The sequence below is a fragment of the Butyricimonas sp. BSD2780061689_150309_C8 genome (assembly GCF_015560935.1).
GTDB classification, from domain to species: domain Bacteria; phylum Bacteroidota; class Bacteroidia; order Bacteroidales; family Marinifilaceae; genus Butyricimonas; species Butyricimonas paravirosa.
Map to the genome: position 1 here is coordinate 42,034 of NZ_JADMSV010000028.1, position 17,301 is coordinate 59,334.

General features: G+C 40.7%; 13 protein-coding genes. 8 read left to right on the plus strand and 5 right to left on the minus strand.

All coding sequences use genetic code 11. From position 1 onward, the window contains the following. The first annotated feature begins 11 nt into the window (after positions 1-11). The 4 genes from I2I33_RS17260 to I2I33_RS17275 all read left to right on the plus strand — a co-directional run bounded on the left by I2I33_RS17260 (position 12) and on the right by I2I33_RS17275 (position 7,320). Positions 12-1,562 carry a PKD-like family lipoprotein gene (locus I2I33_RS17260; RefSeq protein WP_162613819.1) on the plus strand — a complete coding sequence of 517 codons (1,551 nt, stop codon included), beginning with the start codon at positions 12-14 and terminating at the stop codon, positions 1,560-1,562. Positions 1,563-1,660: 98 nt separating this feature from the next. Continuing rightward, entirely contained in the window at positions 1,661-4,294 is a 2,634-nt protein-coding gene (locus I2I33_RS17265; RefSeq protein WP_087421596.1) for a zinc-dependent metalloprotease, read from the plus strand. Positions 4,295-4,319: 25 nt separating this feature from the next. Then, complete coding sequence (locus I2I33_RS17270; protein WP_162613820.1) at positions 4,320-6,926, plus strand: zinc-dependent metalloprotease; 2,607 nt, start codon at positions 4,320-4,322, stop codon at positions 6,924-6,926. Positions 6,927-7,137: 211 nt separating this feature from the next. Next, the gene (locus I2I33_RS17275) at positions 7,138-7,320 is read left to right on the plus strand and encodes a hypothetical protein (RefSeq protein ID WP_140402602.1); all 183 of its coding nucleotides are present in this window, start codon (positions 7,138-7,140) and stop codon (positions 7,318-7,320) included. A 38-nt stretch (positions 7,321-7,358) separates the two neighbouring features. On the opposite strand, the gene I2I33_RS17280 is transcribed toward I2I33_RS17275, so the two are convergent. After that, a complete protein-coding gene (locus I2I33_RS17280) occupies positions 7,359-7,703 on the minus strand; it encodes an STAS domain-containing protein (RefSeq protein ID WP_087421599.1) in 345 nt (114 codons plus the stop codon). Between the two features lie 240 nt (positions 7,704-7,943). Between I2I33_RS17280 and gcvT the strand changes: the two genes are divergently transcribed. The 4 genes from gcvT (at position 7,944) to I2I33_RS17300 (ending at position 12,727) form a co-directional block, all read left to right on the plus strand. Then, positions 7,944-9,041, plus strand: coding sequence for a glycine cleavage system aminomethyltransferase GcvT (gene gcvT, locus I2I33_RS17285; protein WP_087421600.1), 1,098 nt, complete (start codon positions 7,944-7,946; stop codon positions 9,039-9,041). A 225-nt stretch (positions 9,042-9,266) separates the two neighbouring features. Then, complete coding sequence (gene serC / locus I2I33_RS17290) at positions 9,267-10,340, plus strand: 3-phosphoserine/phosphohydroxythreonine transaminase (protein WP_087421601.1); 1,074 nt, start codon at positions 9,267-9,269, stop codon at positions 10,338-10,340. A gap of 104 nt (positions 10,341-10,444) precedes the next feature. Further along, positions 10,445-11,362, plus strand: a complete 918-nt coding sequence (locus I2I33_RS17295; protein ID WP_087421602.1) for a 3-phosphoglycerate dehydrogenase — start codon at positions 10,445-10,447, stop codon at positions 11,360-11,362. 114 nt (positions 11,363-11,476) lie between these two features. Beyond that, positions 11,477-12,727: a DUF1015 domain-containing protein gene (locus tag I2I33_RS17300; protein ID WP_087421603.1), complete on the plus strand. Its 1,251-nt coding sequence runs from the start codon at positions 11,477-11,479 to the stop codon at positions 12,725-12,727. A 46-nt stretch (positions 12,728-12,773) separates the two neighbouring features. On the opposite strand, the gene I2I33_RS17305 is transcribed toward I2I33_RS17300, so the two are convergent. From I2I33_RS17305 to I2I33_RS17320, 4 genes are all read right to left on the minus strand, one after another. Then, positions 12,774-14,114 (minus strand): ABC transporter permease, encoded by a 1,341-nt coding sequence (locus I2I33_RS17305; protein WP_087421604.1) that lies wholly within the window; start codon positions 14,112-14,114, stop codon positions 12,774-12,776. A 117-nt stretch (positions 14,115-14,231) separates the two neighbouring features. Continuing rightward, a complete protein-coding gene (locus tag I2I33_RS17310) occupies positions 14,232-15,152 on the minus strand; it encodes an ABC transporter ATP-binding protein (RefSeq protein WP_087421605.1) in 921 nt (306 codons plus the stop codon). Between the two features lie 44 nt (positions 15,153-15,196). Continuing rightward, positions 15,197-15,511, minus strand: coding sequence for a biotin/lipoyl-containing protein (locus tag I2I33_RS17315; RefSeq protein WP_087421606.1), 315 nt, complete (start codon positions 15,509-15,511; stop codon positions 15,197-15,199). Positions 15,512-15,528: 17 nt separating this feature from the next. Beyond that, the gene (locus I2I33_RS17320) at positions 15,529-17,073 is read right to left on the minus strand and encodes an acyl-CoA carboxylase subunit beta (RefSeq protein ID WP_087421607.1); all 1,545 of its coding nucleotides are present in this window, start codon (positions 17,071-17,073) and stop codon (positions 15,529-15,531) included. Between the last annotated feature and the right edge of the window lie 228 nt (positions 17,074-17,301).

Sequence of the window (17,301 nt, forward strand, 5' to 3'; positions counted from 1 at the left end):
AATAAATGATTATGAAAACGAAATTGATGATATTATGGGTGATGATCGGAACCCTGTTAGCTGCTTGTTATGATGATAAAGGAAATTATAACTATGAAGCAATGAATGACATCACCATCACGTTTAATGAACGTTCTTATAGTGCTGTACTGGGAGAAGTTGTAAAAATAGAACCCCAATTGTCGTTTACTATTAAGGAGGATCAAAAGGCGCTGAAATTTGAATGGTCTTTTTTGGGAAAAATCATATCTCGGGATCGTAATTTGGAATTTAAGGCAGATACGACGGCTCGTGACTACTTGATGTTACGTGTGAAAGACACGGTTACCAATATTGTATATTTAGCTCAAGTTCCGTTATATATTACTTCTCCGTATGGAGCGAGAGGATGGATGATCTTGTCTGAAAAAGATGGAAAATCGATGTTGAGTTATATTCGTGAAGATGAAAACGAGAATGAGGTGGATGGTTCGATCACTTATGAATATATAGCTCATCCGGATGTGTATAACTTGGTTAATAATGAAGAACTGGGTACCGGACCGATAAAAATGTTGGAACATTTTGTGTCTAACACGAGCAATAGTCAATTCTGGATCATGCAAAAAGGTGGGAACGGATGTATAGATATTGATGGGATAACCTATCATAAGGATGTTGCCATGAAAGATATGTTCTTGGATAATGATCTACCGGCTAATTTTGAACCCATTAATATGTTGGATATGAGGTGGATTACTTTTGTGGTGAATCAAGATGGTAAAATTTATACACGTAAAAAAACAACGGATAAATTGTTTAATTCCGGATTGTTCTTGAATCGTCCTTTAACTTTTGAGGGAGAAGAGATTGATGGGCGGAATCTAATCATAGCTCCTGCTGCCAACATGGATTTAACTGTTCTGTACGATCGTCCGATAGATAAATCCAGAAATCGTTTTCTGGCTGTCGTGGATATTAATGAACAGGAAGCAGGGGATATAAGACATTTTGACGTTGAGGATTATGATCGGGATTGCTTGCCTTTGGATGATCTTGGAGATGTGGAAGTTTTACATTGCGGGTATTATCGTACGGGACGATGGGATCAAGGATATTATGCTATATTGAAAGATGTAGATGGTCAATTATACAGCTATGATTTTCTTGTGGAGTCGGTAGATCGAGGCGATCCTTATGCTGAGGTTACCCAGGAAGAGTTGGATTTGGGGGGAGTTGTTGATGGTGTTACTCCGGTTATTTTTAACGTGATGCCTTACGATGTTACACCTTATGTGTTGATTGCTAAGGGGAATGTATTATATATGTATAACCGTAAAACCGGGGCATCTTTAGAAGAATATTACACGTTTGCCGATGAGATTGTATCTATTGATTCCGAGTCAAAAGACGGAACGCGTGTCGGTGTGGGGCTGAAAAACGGACATTTTTTTGTGATGAATTTTAGTCGGGATGCCGTGAATAATTTAGTTCCTAAAGTGTTGTATCATGATCCGGAAATTTCCTATGGATCAATTGTGGATACACGTTTTAAAGTAATGTACGGTTTCTATTGGAATTAAAGGATTAAGTATGAAATATTGTTTACCGGGGAACCTGAATGGATTTCCCTGGCAGACTATTGTGTTGTTTGTAATGTTTGTAAATTAAATTATGGTGTATGAGATTTAAAATTTTAGTTGTTGTTCTGACTTTACTTGGAACTTCCTTGTGGGTAAATGCGAGTGTGCGTTCCAAAAAGAAAAACAAACAGGAAAATAGGATTGAGAAAAAACAAGATTCTCCCTATGAGGAGTTTTTTCAAGGTAAGAAATATGAGACCGTTCGGGGATTGATCACGATGCATAAAATGGAGGGAAAATTATATTTTGAACTCCCCTTACATTTACTGGAGAAGGATATGTTGCTAGGGTCAACAATAACTTCGATTACGGATAACCGTTTCGGATGTGTCGGAGAAAAGCCATATGATCCGATACATGTGATTTTTACGAAAAACGATTCGCAGGTACAATTACGTGAAGTGACCACGAAGTATTTGACGAAAGATAAAAATATAGCGGAACGATTAAGTGAAAGTACGCGTCCGGCTATAATCGGGAACTTTGATATTGAAACTTATAACACGGATAGTACGGCGGTTCTGTTTGACGTAACGGACTATTTCGTGAGTGACAACGAAAAGCTAGGTCCTTTCTCGCCCTATTCTGCCATGTCAAGTGAGGAAATGACCTTGCAGAAGGAATTCAAGCAAGAGATTTCTCATGTAGGAAAGATAAAAGCTTTTTCTGATAATGTAGGGATTCAGTCTTCGTTGACTTATTCTGTGAGTGTGAGAGATCGGAAATACTATTATGTGTATAAGATGCCATTCACTGCTGTCGTGACCCGGAGTTTGATATTACTTCCGGAGAATCCGATGCGTCCGAGAATTGCTGATCCCCGGATCAATATATTCACGCAAAAGATGTCAGAATTCTGTAATGACGGAAGAAGTGTGAAAGAGGTGCATTTTGCTAATCGTTGGCGGTTAGAACCTTCTGATGTGGAAGCTTACAAGCGTGGAGAATTGGTGGAACCCAAACAACCAATTGTTTATTATATCGACGATAAATTCCCAGAAAGTTGGAAACAGCCGGTGAAAGATGCTGTTGAAAGATGGCAGGCCGCTTTCGAGAAAATCGGATTCAAGAATGCTATTGTGGCTAAAGATTTTCCGAAAGATGACCCAGAATTTGATCCGGATAATCTCAAGTACTCATGCGTACGTTATGCTCCCTCTTGGATTGCGAACGCTATGGGGCCATCATGGACTGATCCCCGTACCGGAGAGATTATTAATGCATCTGTGTATTTATATCATAATTTGATAGAACTAGTTCAGAATTGGCGCTTTTTACACACGGCTCCGGCTGATCCGGACGTACGGAAAGTAGTCCTCGGTGATGATGTGATCGCAGATTGTATCCGGTACGTTGTTGCCCACGAGGTGGGGCATACTTTAGCATTGATGCATAATATGGCGGGCTCTGCTTCGATTCCAGTAGATTCTTTGCGTTCTCCGTCATTCACGCAGAAATACGGAACGACTTATTCCATCATGGACTATGCCCGGAATAATTATGTGGCTCAACCAGGAGATAAGGAGAGAGGGGTTAGATTGACCCCGCCAGATTTGGGTTTAGCTGATTATTTCTCTATAAAGTGGTTATATACACCCTTGTTGGATGCAAAGACGTCCGAGGAGGAAGTGCCTACTTTGGACCGTTGGATCAGTGAGAAATCGGGAAATCCGATTTATCGTTATGGAAAACAACAATTCACCTATAGAATAGATCCCAGTTCATGTGAGGAAGATTTAGGTGACGATGCGATGAAAGCCTCAGAGTATGGTATCCGTAATTTGAAATTTTTGATTAAGCATTTGAATGAATGGGTTGCTGATGAAGATAAGGATTTCACTTTCCGGCAGAATATGTACAACGAAATCATGTACCAGTATTTACGTTATATGAACAACGTGTTGATTAATATTGGTGGTATTTACTTGAATGAACGTTATGAGGGAGACCAATTACCGGGATATTCTCCTGTACCTCGTGAAAAGCAAGAACGGGCGTTAGCCTTTATGATGAAAGAGATCAAGAATATGGAGTGGTTAAATAATCCGGAGTTTTTGAAAAATTTGCCTTTGCAGGGCAATATTGTTTCCGTTTTGGAAGATATGATGTTCGAATCGATACTTAAACGTATTCCCCATGTAGCTCGTTGTGCCGACAAGATGAAAGAGAACCCGTACACACAAGTGGATTGTCTGAATGGAATCTATAATTTTGTTTGGGAGCCGACGAGACAAGGTAAGAGTTTAACCCGGGTGGATAAGAAGTTACAGTTGAATTATCTTTCTTTTGTTATGGGTATATCCGGAATTGAAGAAAAAGGAATGGGAGGAAGTTCGATCGGGCTGGCTGGCCAGATGATACCTATTCCGGATTTTATTAAGGAGAAAAGTCGGGAAACTTATGGGGTTTTACCGGAAAGTCTGGTCGGAATTTACACGAATAAAGAAGTTTCTTCTTATGACGTTCAAGCCAGGACTTACCAAAATGCCGAGCGACAGGCTTTTGGATTTTCTGTGGATGCAGTTCCGCCAAGCGAACCGATGGGGCATGTTTATTATGATGCTTTGAGAAAAGTAAAAACTTTGTTAGAGAGCAAGGTGAATACCGGATCGGAGGATACCCGTAAACATTATCGATTAATGATATACAAGATTAATCAAGCTTTAAAATAAACGAGGGATGAAACAGCAGAAAGTTATGAGAACAATAGTTTACGCACTGGTGCTTTTTGTCCTTTTCACTGGGATAAGTATAGAAGGGAGTGCGGCGAAACGTAAGAAAACGAAAAAGGTTCAAAAGACGGAAAACGCATACGAGAAATTATTTAAGGGAAAGCAAGTACATACTTCCAAAGGAATGATGACTGTTCATGTTATGGAAGGGAATGTGTTTGTTGAATTTCCGTTATCTCTGCTCGGGAAAGATATGTTGTTGACTTCTTCGATCCAAAAGACCAGTGATCATGGAGAAGGTGTTGTTGGGGAGTTTGCAGGAAAGCCTTTACACATGGTTTTCACGAAAAACGATTCTATTTTGGAGGCTCGGTTAATATTGCAGAATCGATTGGTAAACCGGATCGGAGAACAAGCCGTGGAAGAGGCTATTGAGGAGGCAAATACTGGCGGAATATATCAGAGTTTTAAAATTGTAGCACCGACTCCAGATAGTAGTGCGGTGGTGGTTGATATGACCAGCCTGTTCTTGGAAGATTCATATTATTCTTCGCCTTTCCCCGGATATGCAGCTAATTCACTTTACGGATTAGTAACTCGGGAACATGAATTCGATGAAGAGCGTTCGTTCCTGAGGGATGCTCATGCCTATCAGAACAGTATTATTGTGGGATGCGAGATGAGTTATGATGTGGATTATATGTTTTTCGGAGCAATGATAATGAATCAAGATGTTCCGGTGACCGTTTTGGTAGATAAAATATTAATGTTGCTACCGGAGACCCCAATGCAGGCCCGTTTGGCCGATCCTCGAATCGGAACTTCTTATTACACGGGAGCCGTATTGGAGAATGCTAAAACCGGTTTGAAAAAGGTATTCTATTCTAATCGTTGGCGGATTGAACCTGTGGATCCGGTTGCTTACGCCTCTGGAGAATTAGTGGAACCCCAAAAGCCGATTGTGTTTTACTTGGATACATTGATGCCTCAAACTTGGAAAAAATATATCCGGTCGGGAGCGGAAGAGTGGAATTTGGCTTTTGAAAAAATTGGTTTTAAGGATGTCGTGCGGGTACTTGAATTTCCTCAAAATGATTCGATTTTTAATGCTAATGACTTGAATTATTCCACTATTCGTTATGCTCCCTTGACACTGGATGAAATCCTGACTTCTATGCACACGGATCCTCGTACCGGAGAGATATTGAATGCTTCCATTTATATTAGCGATAATGTGAGGTATGCATTGTATCTATCCCGGGTATTATCTACGATGGCAACAGACCCTTCCGTGAGGCAGGCTGTACTTGCCGAAGAAGTTATGGGGGATCTCATTCGTACCAGCATTATGCAATCCGTGGGTGAATGTTTGGGGTTAACTTCTAACTTTGGAGCTTCTTATGCTTATCCAGTAGATTCTTTGCGTTCAGCTTCGTTCACGCAACAGTATGGTTTGAGTGCCTCCATAATGGATGATATAGCTTATAATTATATAGCCCAACCGGAAGATGTGAAGAATGGGGTTCGGCTTACTCCTAAAGGTCTTGGGCCGTATGACTATTATGCAATAAAGTGGTTGTATTGTCCAATCAAAGGAACCACGACCCCAGAAAGTGAATTTGCCACTCTAGATAAATGGATAAAAGAAGTTGCAGAAGATCCGATGTTTCGTTACAAAAAGAGACAATATACTTCGACTGTATACGATCCGACTGCGTTATACGGCGATTTGGGAAATGATCATCTGAAAGCGACGGATTATTATATCCGTAATTTGAAAAGGGCACTCCAGCATTATCACGAGTGGTATAAGGAGGGAGATAGGGACTTGGAGTTGAGAGGTCTGCTATATGATAATCTGGTGTTTACTTTTAAAAATAGCATGAATAATGTCATGGCTTATATTGGAGGAATCTATTTGAATGAAATTTGTGAAGGTGATAAGGGGACGACTTATCAAGTGGAGTCCAAAGAAAGACAAAAAGAAGCGTTGAAGTATGTGATTGATGTTGCCAAAGATTTATCTTGGTTGGATAATGGAGACTTGAAGTATCTGTATAACTTGAAAGACTTGGTTCCTGAAGCTGCACAGGAAGAACTTATCGGGTTATTATTTAATAGGGTTAGTTATGTTGCATTAGGTGCTGAGAAATCGCTGGAAGCTTATACACCCCAAGAGTACCTGTCTGATCTCTACCGGATTATTTGGGACAAGACTTTAAAAAATCAAAAGTTGACGAAGACGGATATGAATTTGCAAAATCTTTTTGTTGCTAATATTATGGCTACTTCCAGTATAACCGGACCTGCTCAGAATTTTTTACCTGCTTCAGAGGACGATGCATTGGCTTTGTCAAGCCGTTCTCAATATTTGAATGAATTTGTACAGAAGTCTTTTTCGAACTATGCAATATCGAAGATCGTGTTGAAACATTCTGCCCGTGAAGAAGGTTTTGAACCCATGTCTAAAGTAAAAATCAAGGATAATACGACGGCTTATTTGTTTTATGATATGCTGTTAGAGGTGAAAGAGTTGTTGTCCAGTGCTATAACCCAAAGCTCGGGAGATACTCGTTCACATTATAATTACTTGCTTTATAGGATAGATAAAGCCTTGAAAAATAAGGATTAGTTTATTACCTTTGCTTGATTCATGATATGTAACCGTTCTCTAAGATTTCATATCATAAAAATACCCTTTAAAAGTTAAATAAAAGACTTTTAGAGGGTATTCTATTTTAGGAGAAGCGATTTCTTTTATTATTTGGAAAGTTGTATATGATGGAAAATGTTATTTTTAATAAAATGATGGTTATTCTTCTGCTGACGATCAGGTGTATGCCGTGTTGTACGAAACCGTGTTGAAGAGAGGTAAGCTTATTTTGTTGAGAGCTCGTGGAGAGAACGGGAACACGAGTGAATCCTTACCAGAAGAGTGGGATTCCACGAATGTGAAAGGGTATGCTTTTGCTACCACGAAAAATGGAAAGGCTGCATCGGATAGTGTTTGTCTGACGATAGCTTAATAAAAAAGTGAAGCCTCCTGAAAGGGAGGCTTTATCTTTTATTTTACGTAGTCTGCCATGCAGCTTTCACGAGTTCCGGTGATATCGAAGATCACTTGCAGGTGCAAGAGCTCAAATATTTTCAACACTTCCGGCGTGAGGTTGCAAAGTTTTAGGCTGGATCCGACGCTTTTCGCTGTTTTGAAAAGGGCGATGATGCAACCGATGGCACTACTATCTACAAATTCAATGTCGTGAAAGTCGAAGAGCATTCGACAATCTTTATTATTTAACAAAGGTCTGAGTTCCGTTTTCACTTCGTCAGCCGACGCTAACGTGAAACGAGTCACGTCTACGAATTCGACAATGGTGATACCATTTTGTTCTATTACTTTTAGAATCATTGTTCAATTAGTTTCTAAGGATTAATATGTAGTAAATTTATTCACAGTTGAATTGAACAAAAGTAATCATTTTTACCGAGATTGCAAATAAGTTAACGGGCGGTTTGTTTCTGATTTCGAAGATTCAATTGACGTGCTAATATTTTTTTAGAAAGGGTAGGCAAGAACAATAAAAGTTTTAACTTTGCGGAGTGTTATAGTTATACTTTATAATATAATGAATATTTAAACGATATAAAAATGAAGACTACTCCATTTACACATTTCCATGAGGAGCTTGGGGCAAGAATGGCTCCTTTTGCCGGCTACAATATGCCGATTGAATATACCGGTATTAAAGACGAACACAACACGGTTCGTGAAAAAGTGGGTGTATTTGATGTTTCTCACATGGGTGAATTCTGGGTAAAAGGCCCGAAAGCTTTCGAATTGGTACAGAAGATTACTTCTAACGATGTGGCAGCTCTCACGGATGGTAAAATCCAGTATAGCTGTTTTCCGAATGAAACGGGTGGTATCGTGGATGACCTTTTGGTATATCGTTTCAGTGCCGAAAAATATTTGTTGGTTGTGAATGCTGCCAATATCGAGAAGGACTGGGCATGGTGTACGAAATGGGCAAAAGAATTAGGTATGAACGTGGATACCGATTTGGAAAACGCTTCTGATAATATTTGCCAGCTTGCCGTTCAAGGTCCTTTGGCATTGAAGGCAATGCAAAAATTAACCACGGCTAACGTGGTAGATATGGAATATTATACTTTCCAAGAGATCCCGTTTGCAGGAATCGATAAAGTGATCTTCTCCACGACTGGATATACCGGAGCGGGTGGTTGCGAGATTTATGCATACGTGAAAGATGCTGAGAAACTTTGGCATGCCGTGTTTGAGGCTGGGGCTGAATTCGGAATCAAACCTGCCGGGTTAGGTTCTCGTGATACCTTGCGTTTGGAAGCAGGTTTCTGCTTGTACGGACACGAAATTGACGATGATCATTCTCCTATTGAGGCTGGTTTGGGCTGGATCACGAAATTCGTGCCGGGAAATGATTTCATTAACCGTGCTTATCATGAAAAAATGAAAGCAGATAAGCCAAGCCGTTACATGAAACCGTTCGAACTTCAAGATAAGGGTATTGCTCGCCAAGGATACGTGATCGAGGATGCAGAAGGAAACGAGATCGGGGTCGTTTGCTCCGGAACTGTTTCTCCCTGGACCGGGAAGTCAATCGGTACGGGATACGTGAAGAGTGGTTTCCACAAGCTGGATACGGAGATCTTCATTCGTGTAAGAAACAAAGCTTTGAAAGCTAAAATTGTCAAGACCCCGTTCTTTTAGTCGGGTGCTTTTGAGCTAGACGATAACTAAGCACCCGGGAACGGGTGCTTAGTCTTTTTATAGAAGCAAAAACGTTTTCGAAGATGTTGAAACTGTTGATTATTAAGCGGTAAGAAAAACGAATAAAAATTACGGAAAAAAGTCTTTTATATGGACTTATTTTGCATCTTTGTAACGCGATTGCAAACAAGATTTTAATTAATTATCTACTTAAATATTTTAGAGATGAGAAAACACATTTTTAATGCCGGACCATGTAAATTGCCGGATTCTACATTGGAAAATGTATCAAAAGCAGTATTAGAGTTCGGTAACACGGGACAATCAATCATGGAAGTGTCTCACCGTTCTGCAGATTTTCAAGCTGTTTACGAAGAGGCTGTTGCCTTGTTCAAAGAAGTATTGAATATTCCGGAAGGATACTCGGTTCTTTTCTTGGGTGGTGGTGCTAGTATGCAGTTCTGCATGATCCCCTTCAACTTCTTGAAAACGAAAGCTGCCTATGTAAATACCGGAACTTGGTCAACTGCAGCTATTAAAGAGGCTAAAATGTGGGGTGAAGTTGAAATCGTTGCTTCTTCTGAGGCTGACGGATTTACTTATTATCCTGAATTCACGATTCCTTCAGACGTGGATTACATGCACATCACTTCAAACAACACGATCCGCGGTACGGAAATTTTCTATGATCCGACCTCTCCGGTACCTTTGATTTGTGATATGTCTTCTGATATTTGCAGCCGTCCGGTTGACGTGTCTAAATATGCCATGATCTATGGGGGATGCCAGAAGAACCTCGGACCTGCCGGTGTTACCTTCGTGATCATTAAAGATGATTTCTTGAACAACGTGGTAGCTGACAGAATGATCCCGACTATGTTGAGATACAAAACTCACGTGGATAAAGAATCAATGTACAACACTCCTCCATGTATCAATATTTTCGGGGTGAAAGAAACCTTGAAATGGGTAAAAGCAATGGGTGGTGTTGAAGCTATGGAGAAATTAGCTATCGAAAGAGCTGATATGCTTTATGCTGAATTGGAAAGAAGCAAAGTATTCCGTCCGGTTGTAAAAGAAGGTTCTCGTTCAAGAATGAACATTCCTTTCTTGTTAAGAGAAGGATACGAGTCATTGGAGAAAGAATTCCTTGATTTCGCTAAGACTAAAAACTTGGTAGGATTGAAAGGACACCGTTCAGTAGGTGGATTCCGTGCTTCTACTTACAACGCTTGTACAATCGAAGACGTGAAAGCTTTGGTTGCTGCAATGCAAGAATTTGAAGCAAAACATATCTAATAATTGACGATTTACGATTTCGGATGTAGAATTGTCTTTCATGAAAATGAAGGCAATGATGGTCTGAAATCGTAAATCTTTTTTCATTTAAAATTGTAATTATCATGACTAAAGTATTAATCGCTACAGATAAACCGTTTGCTCCGGTTGCCGTTAACGGAATCAGAGAAATCGTAGAAGCTCAAGGATATGAGTTAGTTTTATTAGAAAAATATACTTCACAAGACGAGTTGATCGCTGCAGTTGCTGATGTTGACGCTATGATCATCCGTTCAGACAAAGCTACCAAAGAAGTAATCGAGGCTGCTAAGAATTTGAAAGTAATCGTTCGTGCCGGTGCAGGATACGATAACATCGACTTGGCTGCTTGTACTGCTCACAATGTAGTGGCTATGAACACTCCGGGACAAAACTCAAACGCTGTGGCCGAGTTGGCTTTCGGTATGATGGTTTACATGGCTCGTAACTTCTTCAACGGAAAATCAGGTTCCGAATTGAAAGGTAAGAAGATCGGTATCCACGCTTACGGAAATGTTGGACAAAACGTTGGACGTATCGCTCGCGGATTCGGAATGGAAGTTTACGCTTTCGACCCGTTCATGACAGACGAGCAAATCAAAAATGCCGGGGCAACCCCGTTACATTCAGCTGAGGAAATGTACAAGATGTGTCAATACATCTCTTTGCATATCCCGGCAACAGAACAAACCAAGAAATCAATCAATTATGATTTGTTGAAAGATATGCCGAAGGGTGCTGTTTTGGTGAACACCGCTCGTAAGGAAGTTATCGACGAGGAAGGTTTGGCTAAATTGATGGAAGAAAGAGCTGATTTCCACTATATCACGGATATCGCTCCGGATTGTGATTGTTTCAGCAAATTCGAAGGCCGTTTCTTCGCTACCCCGAAAAAGATGGGTGCTCAAACAGAAGAGGCTAACGTTAACGCAGGATTGGCTGCTGCTCACCAGATCGTGAACTTCATAGAGAAAGGTGACGAGAAATTCAGAGTAAACAAATAAATCAATTTTAGATTTACGATTTATGATTCTGTGATTTTTCACGACGCTATTTGAAGCGTGGATCTGTGTGGTTGGAATCATTAAATCGTAAATCGTTAAATCATAAATATACTTATGGCAATAGTAAAACCATTCAAAGGATTACGTACACCATCTCAAGAAGTTTGTGAGGAACTGGCGTGTCTACCTTACGATGTGATGAATTCAGAGGAAGCAGCACAAATGGCTGCAGGAAAACCTCGTTCATTATTACATGTTACCAGAGCTGAGATTGACTGCCCTGCAGGAACTGATATTCACTCCGAGACTGTTTATAACAAGAGCGTGGAGAATTTCAATATGTTCCAGGAAAAGGGATGGTTGGTTCAGGATGAGGATGCTAAATTTTATATCTACGCCCAGACGATGGACGGAAGAACTCAATATGGTATCGTAGGTTGTGCTGCTTGTGAGGATTACATGAACGGAATTATCAAGAAACACGAGTTGACCCGTCCGGATAAGGAAGAGGATCGTATGATCTTGACCCGTTATGTAAAAGCTAACCTGGAACCGGTATTCTTTGCTTACAAGGCTGTTCCGGAAATTGATGCTATCGTTGAAGATATCGTGAAGAGCAAAAAAGCTGACTATGATTTCGTGGCGGAAGACGGGTTCGGTCATCATTTCTGGGCAATCAACTGCCCGGAGACCAACAAACGTTTGGAGGAATTATTTGCAACAAAAGTTCCTTACACGTATGTTGCTGACGGACATCATAGAACTGCTGCTGCTGCTCGTATCGGTGCCGAGTTCAAATCAAAGAACCCGAACCACGACGGTACGGAAGAATATAATTTCTTCATGGCTGTTCACTTCCCGGATCATCAGTTGAAAATCATTGATTACAACCGTGTTGTAAAAGATTTGAACGGTTTGACTGAAGAGCAATTGTTGGCTAAATTGGGCGAACATTTCACGGTTGAAGATATGGGTACGGAGATTTATCACCCGGCTAAATTACATGAATTCAGCATGTACTTAGGTGGAAGATGGTATAAGCTGACGGCTAAACCGGGAAGTTACGATGACAATGACCCGATCGGGGTATTGGATGTAACAATCCTTTCTAACCATGTATTGGCTGACATTTTGGATATTCAGGATTTGCGTACTTCTAAACGGATTGATTTCGTGGGAGGTATCCGCGGATTGGGAGAATTGAAACGTCGTGTTGATAATGGCGAGATGAAAGTGGCTTTCGCTTTGTACCCTGTTTCTATGGAGCAATTGATCAATATTGCCGATACCGGTAATATCATGCCTCCGAAGACGACTTGGTTCGAACCGAAACTTCGTTCTGGAATGGTAATCCACAAGATCTAATAAGACTTGGACTCAATAAAAAAGCGACTCGAAAGAGTCGCTTTTCTTATGCTTTATAGCGAAGCCATTTGTATAATTCTTTCCAGGTGACTTTCTTCCCGTACATGAGGATACCTACCCTGTAAATCTTACCGGATAACCACGTGAAGAAAAGGAAGGATCCGACGAGTAAACCCATTGAAGTGATGATTTCCCATGCAGGAACACCAAACGGTATGCGTACAAGCATGACGACCGGAGAGGTGAAAGGGATGAGAGAACTCCAGAATACCATGGGTGATTCGGGGCTTTTCATGGCAGCAACACCGATGTAGAGAGCGACAACCAGAATGATAGACAGAGGGGTCATGAATTGCTGGGAGTCCGTTTCATTATCAACGGCAGCACCAATGGCGGCAAATAAGGATGCATATAATAAATATCCTCCGATGAAATAGAATAAGAAGGCTCCCACGAATTTCAAGATAAACATGGGATCAATAGTTTTTACGAGATTTTGGATGATCGCCAATTGCTCGGGGTTAATTTCTGTTCCTTGAGCAAACATATTTAGGTCGTTGGCATTTTTTAAGGCTTCCAAGTCAAGATTCGGCATGAAAAAAGCTTGAGAAATTAAAATAATACCTCCTCCCAAAACAATCCATATCAAAAATTGTACAAGTCCCACGGCTGCCACACCGATAATCTTTCCCAATAGGAACTGGAAGGGTTTTACCGAAGAAACTAACACTTCAATAATCCGATTCGTTTTTTCCTCGATAACACCTTTCATGACTTGAGAGGCATACATGAAAATAAAGAAGTAGATGATTAGCCCGGCAACCAGTCCGATGATTGACGTGATTTCGGACGAACTTTCTTTGGCATCTCCGGTGTCCGTGACGAGTAATGTCCTCACCAGTACGGGGGTTTTGGTGGCATCCAATTCCGTCTCCAAATTCGGCATTTGGGTTTTAGCAATCACTTCAGCACGTTTGACAGTTTCTATTTTCTGGCGTAATTGTGATGCAATCTCGTTTTTCAGTTCCATGGGAACTTGAGACGTTGAGAATACCGGGATTTCGGCATGGGTCATGACATTGGCCGGGATGCGGGTAATGGCGTAAAAATCGTTCTTTTTCAGGAAATCAATATAGTCTGTTTCCGGTATCTCCTGATCGATATATGTGAAACTCGTGTTATTGATTTTTTGAAACGGGGTTTCTAACGTTGATTCGTTGATAACGGCAATTGTACGCTCTTGGCTGTCGTCTCGTAGTAGCATCCACATGAGGAAAGCGTAGAATAACGCGAACAGGATCGGGACAAAAATTGTGACGACAAGGAAGGTCTTTTTACGGACTCTTGTGGTAAATTCCCGATTTATGATAATGAGTATCTTGTTCATTTTAATTGAAAATTGAAAATTGAAAATTGAAAATGAGGTTTTGGAAACGTCATTCTGATTTTCAATCTGGGATAATTATTTTAATTTAAAATTTGAAATCATAAATCTAAAAATTATTTAGGCTTGCTCTTTTACGAGTTTTATAAAGATATCGTTCATGCTGGGAATGATCTTTTGGTAAGAGATGATGTCTGTTTTGGGCAGGACTCTTGACAAAAGGGTGTTTGCCGGGCAATAAGTGTTTTGTTGCAAAATAATATCCTGACGGTCTCCTTCGACACGTTGAGATACTATCTCGAATTCTGAGCCGATTGTTTGTGCGGGTGAGAATTCCGGGTTGTAGCGACAGCTGAGCTGGTATGTGTTACTGGCATACTTTTCACGAATCTGATTGATTGGTCCCTCGATGATCTTGCGTGATTTGTTGATTAAGGCGATATGGCTACAGATTTCTTCAACCGATCCCATGTTGTGTGTGGAAAAGATGATGGTTGTTCCTTTCTTGCGTAATTCGAGAATTTCCCGTTTCAGTAATTCAACGTTGATGGGGTCGAAACCACTAAAGGGTTCGTCAAAAATCAGCAATTCCGGTTCATGAAGTACCGTGGTGATAAATTGCACTTTTTGTGCCATACCTTTGGATAGTTCTTCTACTTTTTTATCCCACCAAGCTTCAATCTCGAATTTCTCGAACCACATTTTAAGACGGACGATCGCCTCGTGTTTACTGATTCCTTTTAAGCGAGCCAAGTAAACGGCCTGTTCTCCGACTTTCATTTTTTTGTAGAGTCCTCGCTCTTCGGGAAGGTAACCAATCCGGTTGACATCAGACGGTTTCAGATGTTCATTTCTGAAAAATATTTCTCCTGAATCAGGGGCTGTGATTTGGTTAATAATTCGAATTAAAGAAGTTTTTCCGGCTCCATTAGGGCCTAGTAGCCCGTAGATGGCTCCCTCCGGGATGTTGATTGACACGTCATCCAATGCCTTGTGGTTTGCATAGGTTTTGACGATGTTCAAGGCTTTGAAGAAACTCATAATCGGATATTTGTCAAAGGCTGCCGATTCGGCAGCCTTTGAAGTTATTTTATTTCAAACATTAAAGCGTCTTTAGGGAGTTTATCTCCTTTGTTGACATGGATCTTCATGATCGTACCACTTATGGGAGCCAGGATTTTATTGTGCATTTTCATGGCTTCCAAGAGGCAAAGTAGATCTCCTGCTTTAACTTCTTGACCTTCTTTTACATACAAATCGATGATAGATCCCGGTATGTATGTGATAACGGCTCCCGGATCGGGTTTTTCCCATTGTTTCCGATTAATAAATTTTTCGGTAAACTGGGTTTTATATTTTAAGCCGTCGATTTCTAATAAATCGTATTTTGGTGTACTCATCGTGGTATAATTTTAGTTTAAAATGGAGGAATTCCATGTTTTTTAGCCGGGGTTAATACCGACTTGTTGCTGGATACCTCGATGGAGTGTTTCAGGATCTTCCGGGTTTCCTCGGGTTCGATCACGGAATCGATATAGCCTTTAGAGGCGGCCACGTAAGGATTGGCGAATTTTTCACGATATTCGGCAACTTTGATTTTACGCATTTCTTCCGGATTTTCGGCAGCCATAATCTCTTTTTTGAAGATGATGTTGGCAGCACCTTCCGGTCCCATTACTGCAATTTCTGCAGTTGGCCATGCGAACATAAAGTCAGCTTTCAAGTGACGTGAGTTCATAGCGATATAACCACCACCATATGCTTTTCTAAGGATTACTGTAATCTTAGGTACTGTAGCCTCGCTATATGCATAAAGAACTTTCGCCCCGTGACGAATAACACCCATATACTCTTGTTCAACACCCGGTAAGTATCCCGGCATATCCTCGAATGTTACGATCGGAATATTGAAGGCATCGCAGAATCGGATAAAACGTCCGGCTTTATCAGAAGAGTCACAGTCTAACACTCCGGCAAGTACAGAAGGCTGATTAGCCACGAAACCGATAGTTTCCCCGTCGATACGTCCGAATCCGACAACGATGTTTTTTGCGAATTCTTGTTGAATTTCCAAGAAGTCAGAATCATCGGCAACAGCACGGATTACATCGCGCACGTCATAAGGCTGGGTGGGGTCAGACGGAATGATTTTCTCGATCTTGTATTCCGGTCTTGGCGGCTTGGAGGGGAAAGGTTTAGCTTTTGCTTCGTTACTCCAGGGAATGAATGTCAATAATTTTTTGATCTGTTCGAAACATTCATACTCTGAATGAGCGAAGAAATGGGCATTACCACTGATTTCACTGTGAACTCTAGCTCCTCCGAGTTCTTCCATGGTCACGACTTCTCCTAATACCGTTTTTACAACTTCAGGTCCGGTAATAAACATTTTGGAAATGTTGTCAACCACGAACACGAAGTCGGTCAAGGCGGGAGAGTATACGGCTCCACCAGCACAAGGACCGAGGATTACAGATAATTGAGGAATTACTCCGGATGCCTGGGTGTTACGGAAGAAAATTTCTCCGTATCCGGCTAAGGAGTCAACACCTTCTTGAATACGAGCCCCACCAGAATCGTTGATTCCGATCAAGGGTACTCGCATTTTTAAGGCATGATCCATGATTTTAGTGATTTTACGAGCATGCATCAAACCAAGAGAACCACCGGCTACGGTGAAATCTTGCGCGTAAATACATACAGGTTCTCCATAGATTGTTCCGGTACCGATGATGACACCATCACCATGAAGAACTTTCTTATCCATATCAAAATCTTTGGACTGATGCTCAACGAACATGTCGTACTCATGGAAAGAGTCTTTGTCCAAAATTGCTTCAATACGCTCCCGGGCTGTCAATTTCCCCATTGCAGCTTGCTTCTTAATCGCCTCTTCGCCACCTCCTTGAAGAACAATTTCTTTTCTCTTTCTTAAATCAAGAACATTTCTTTTAAGTGACATAAGTATTATTTTTTATTTATAAATGATAGGTTCTATTCAATGTTAGATTCCGCCTACCAAAATGCAAGATTACGAAAAAAAAATGAAGAAAAAAACACTATTTCGAATGGTTATGAATAAGGTGTTGTCGGATAGTGTTTTAGGGAATGATATTCAGCATATAAATTTGCACTATTCCGTAACTCTATGGTTTAGTTGTTCGTTAAATTAAGCATTCAGTTTGTGGGT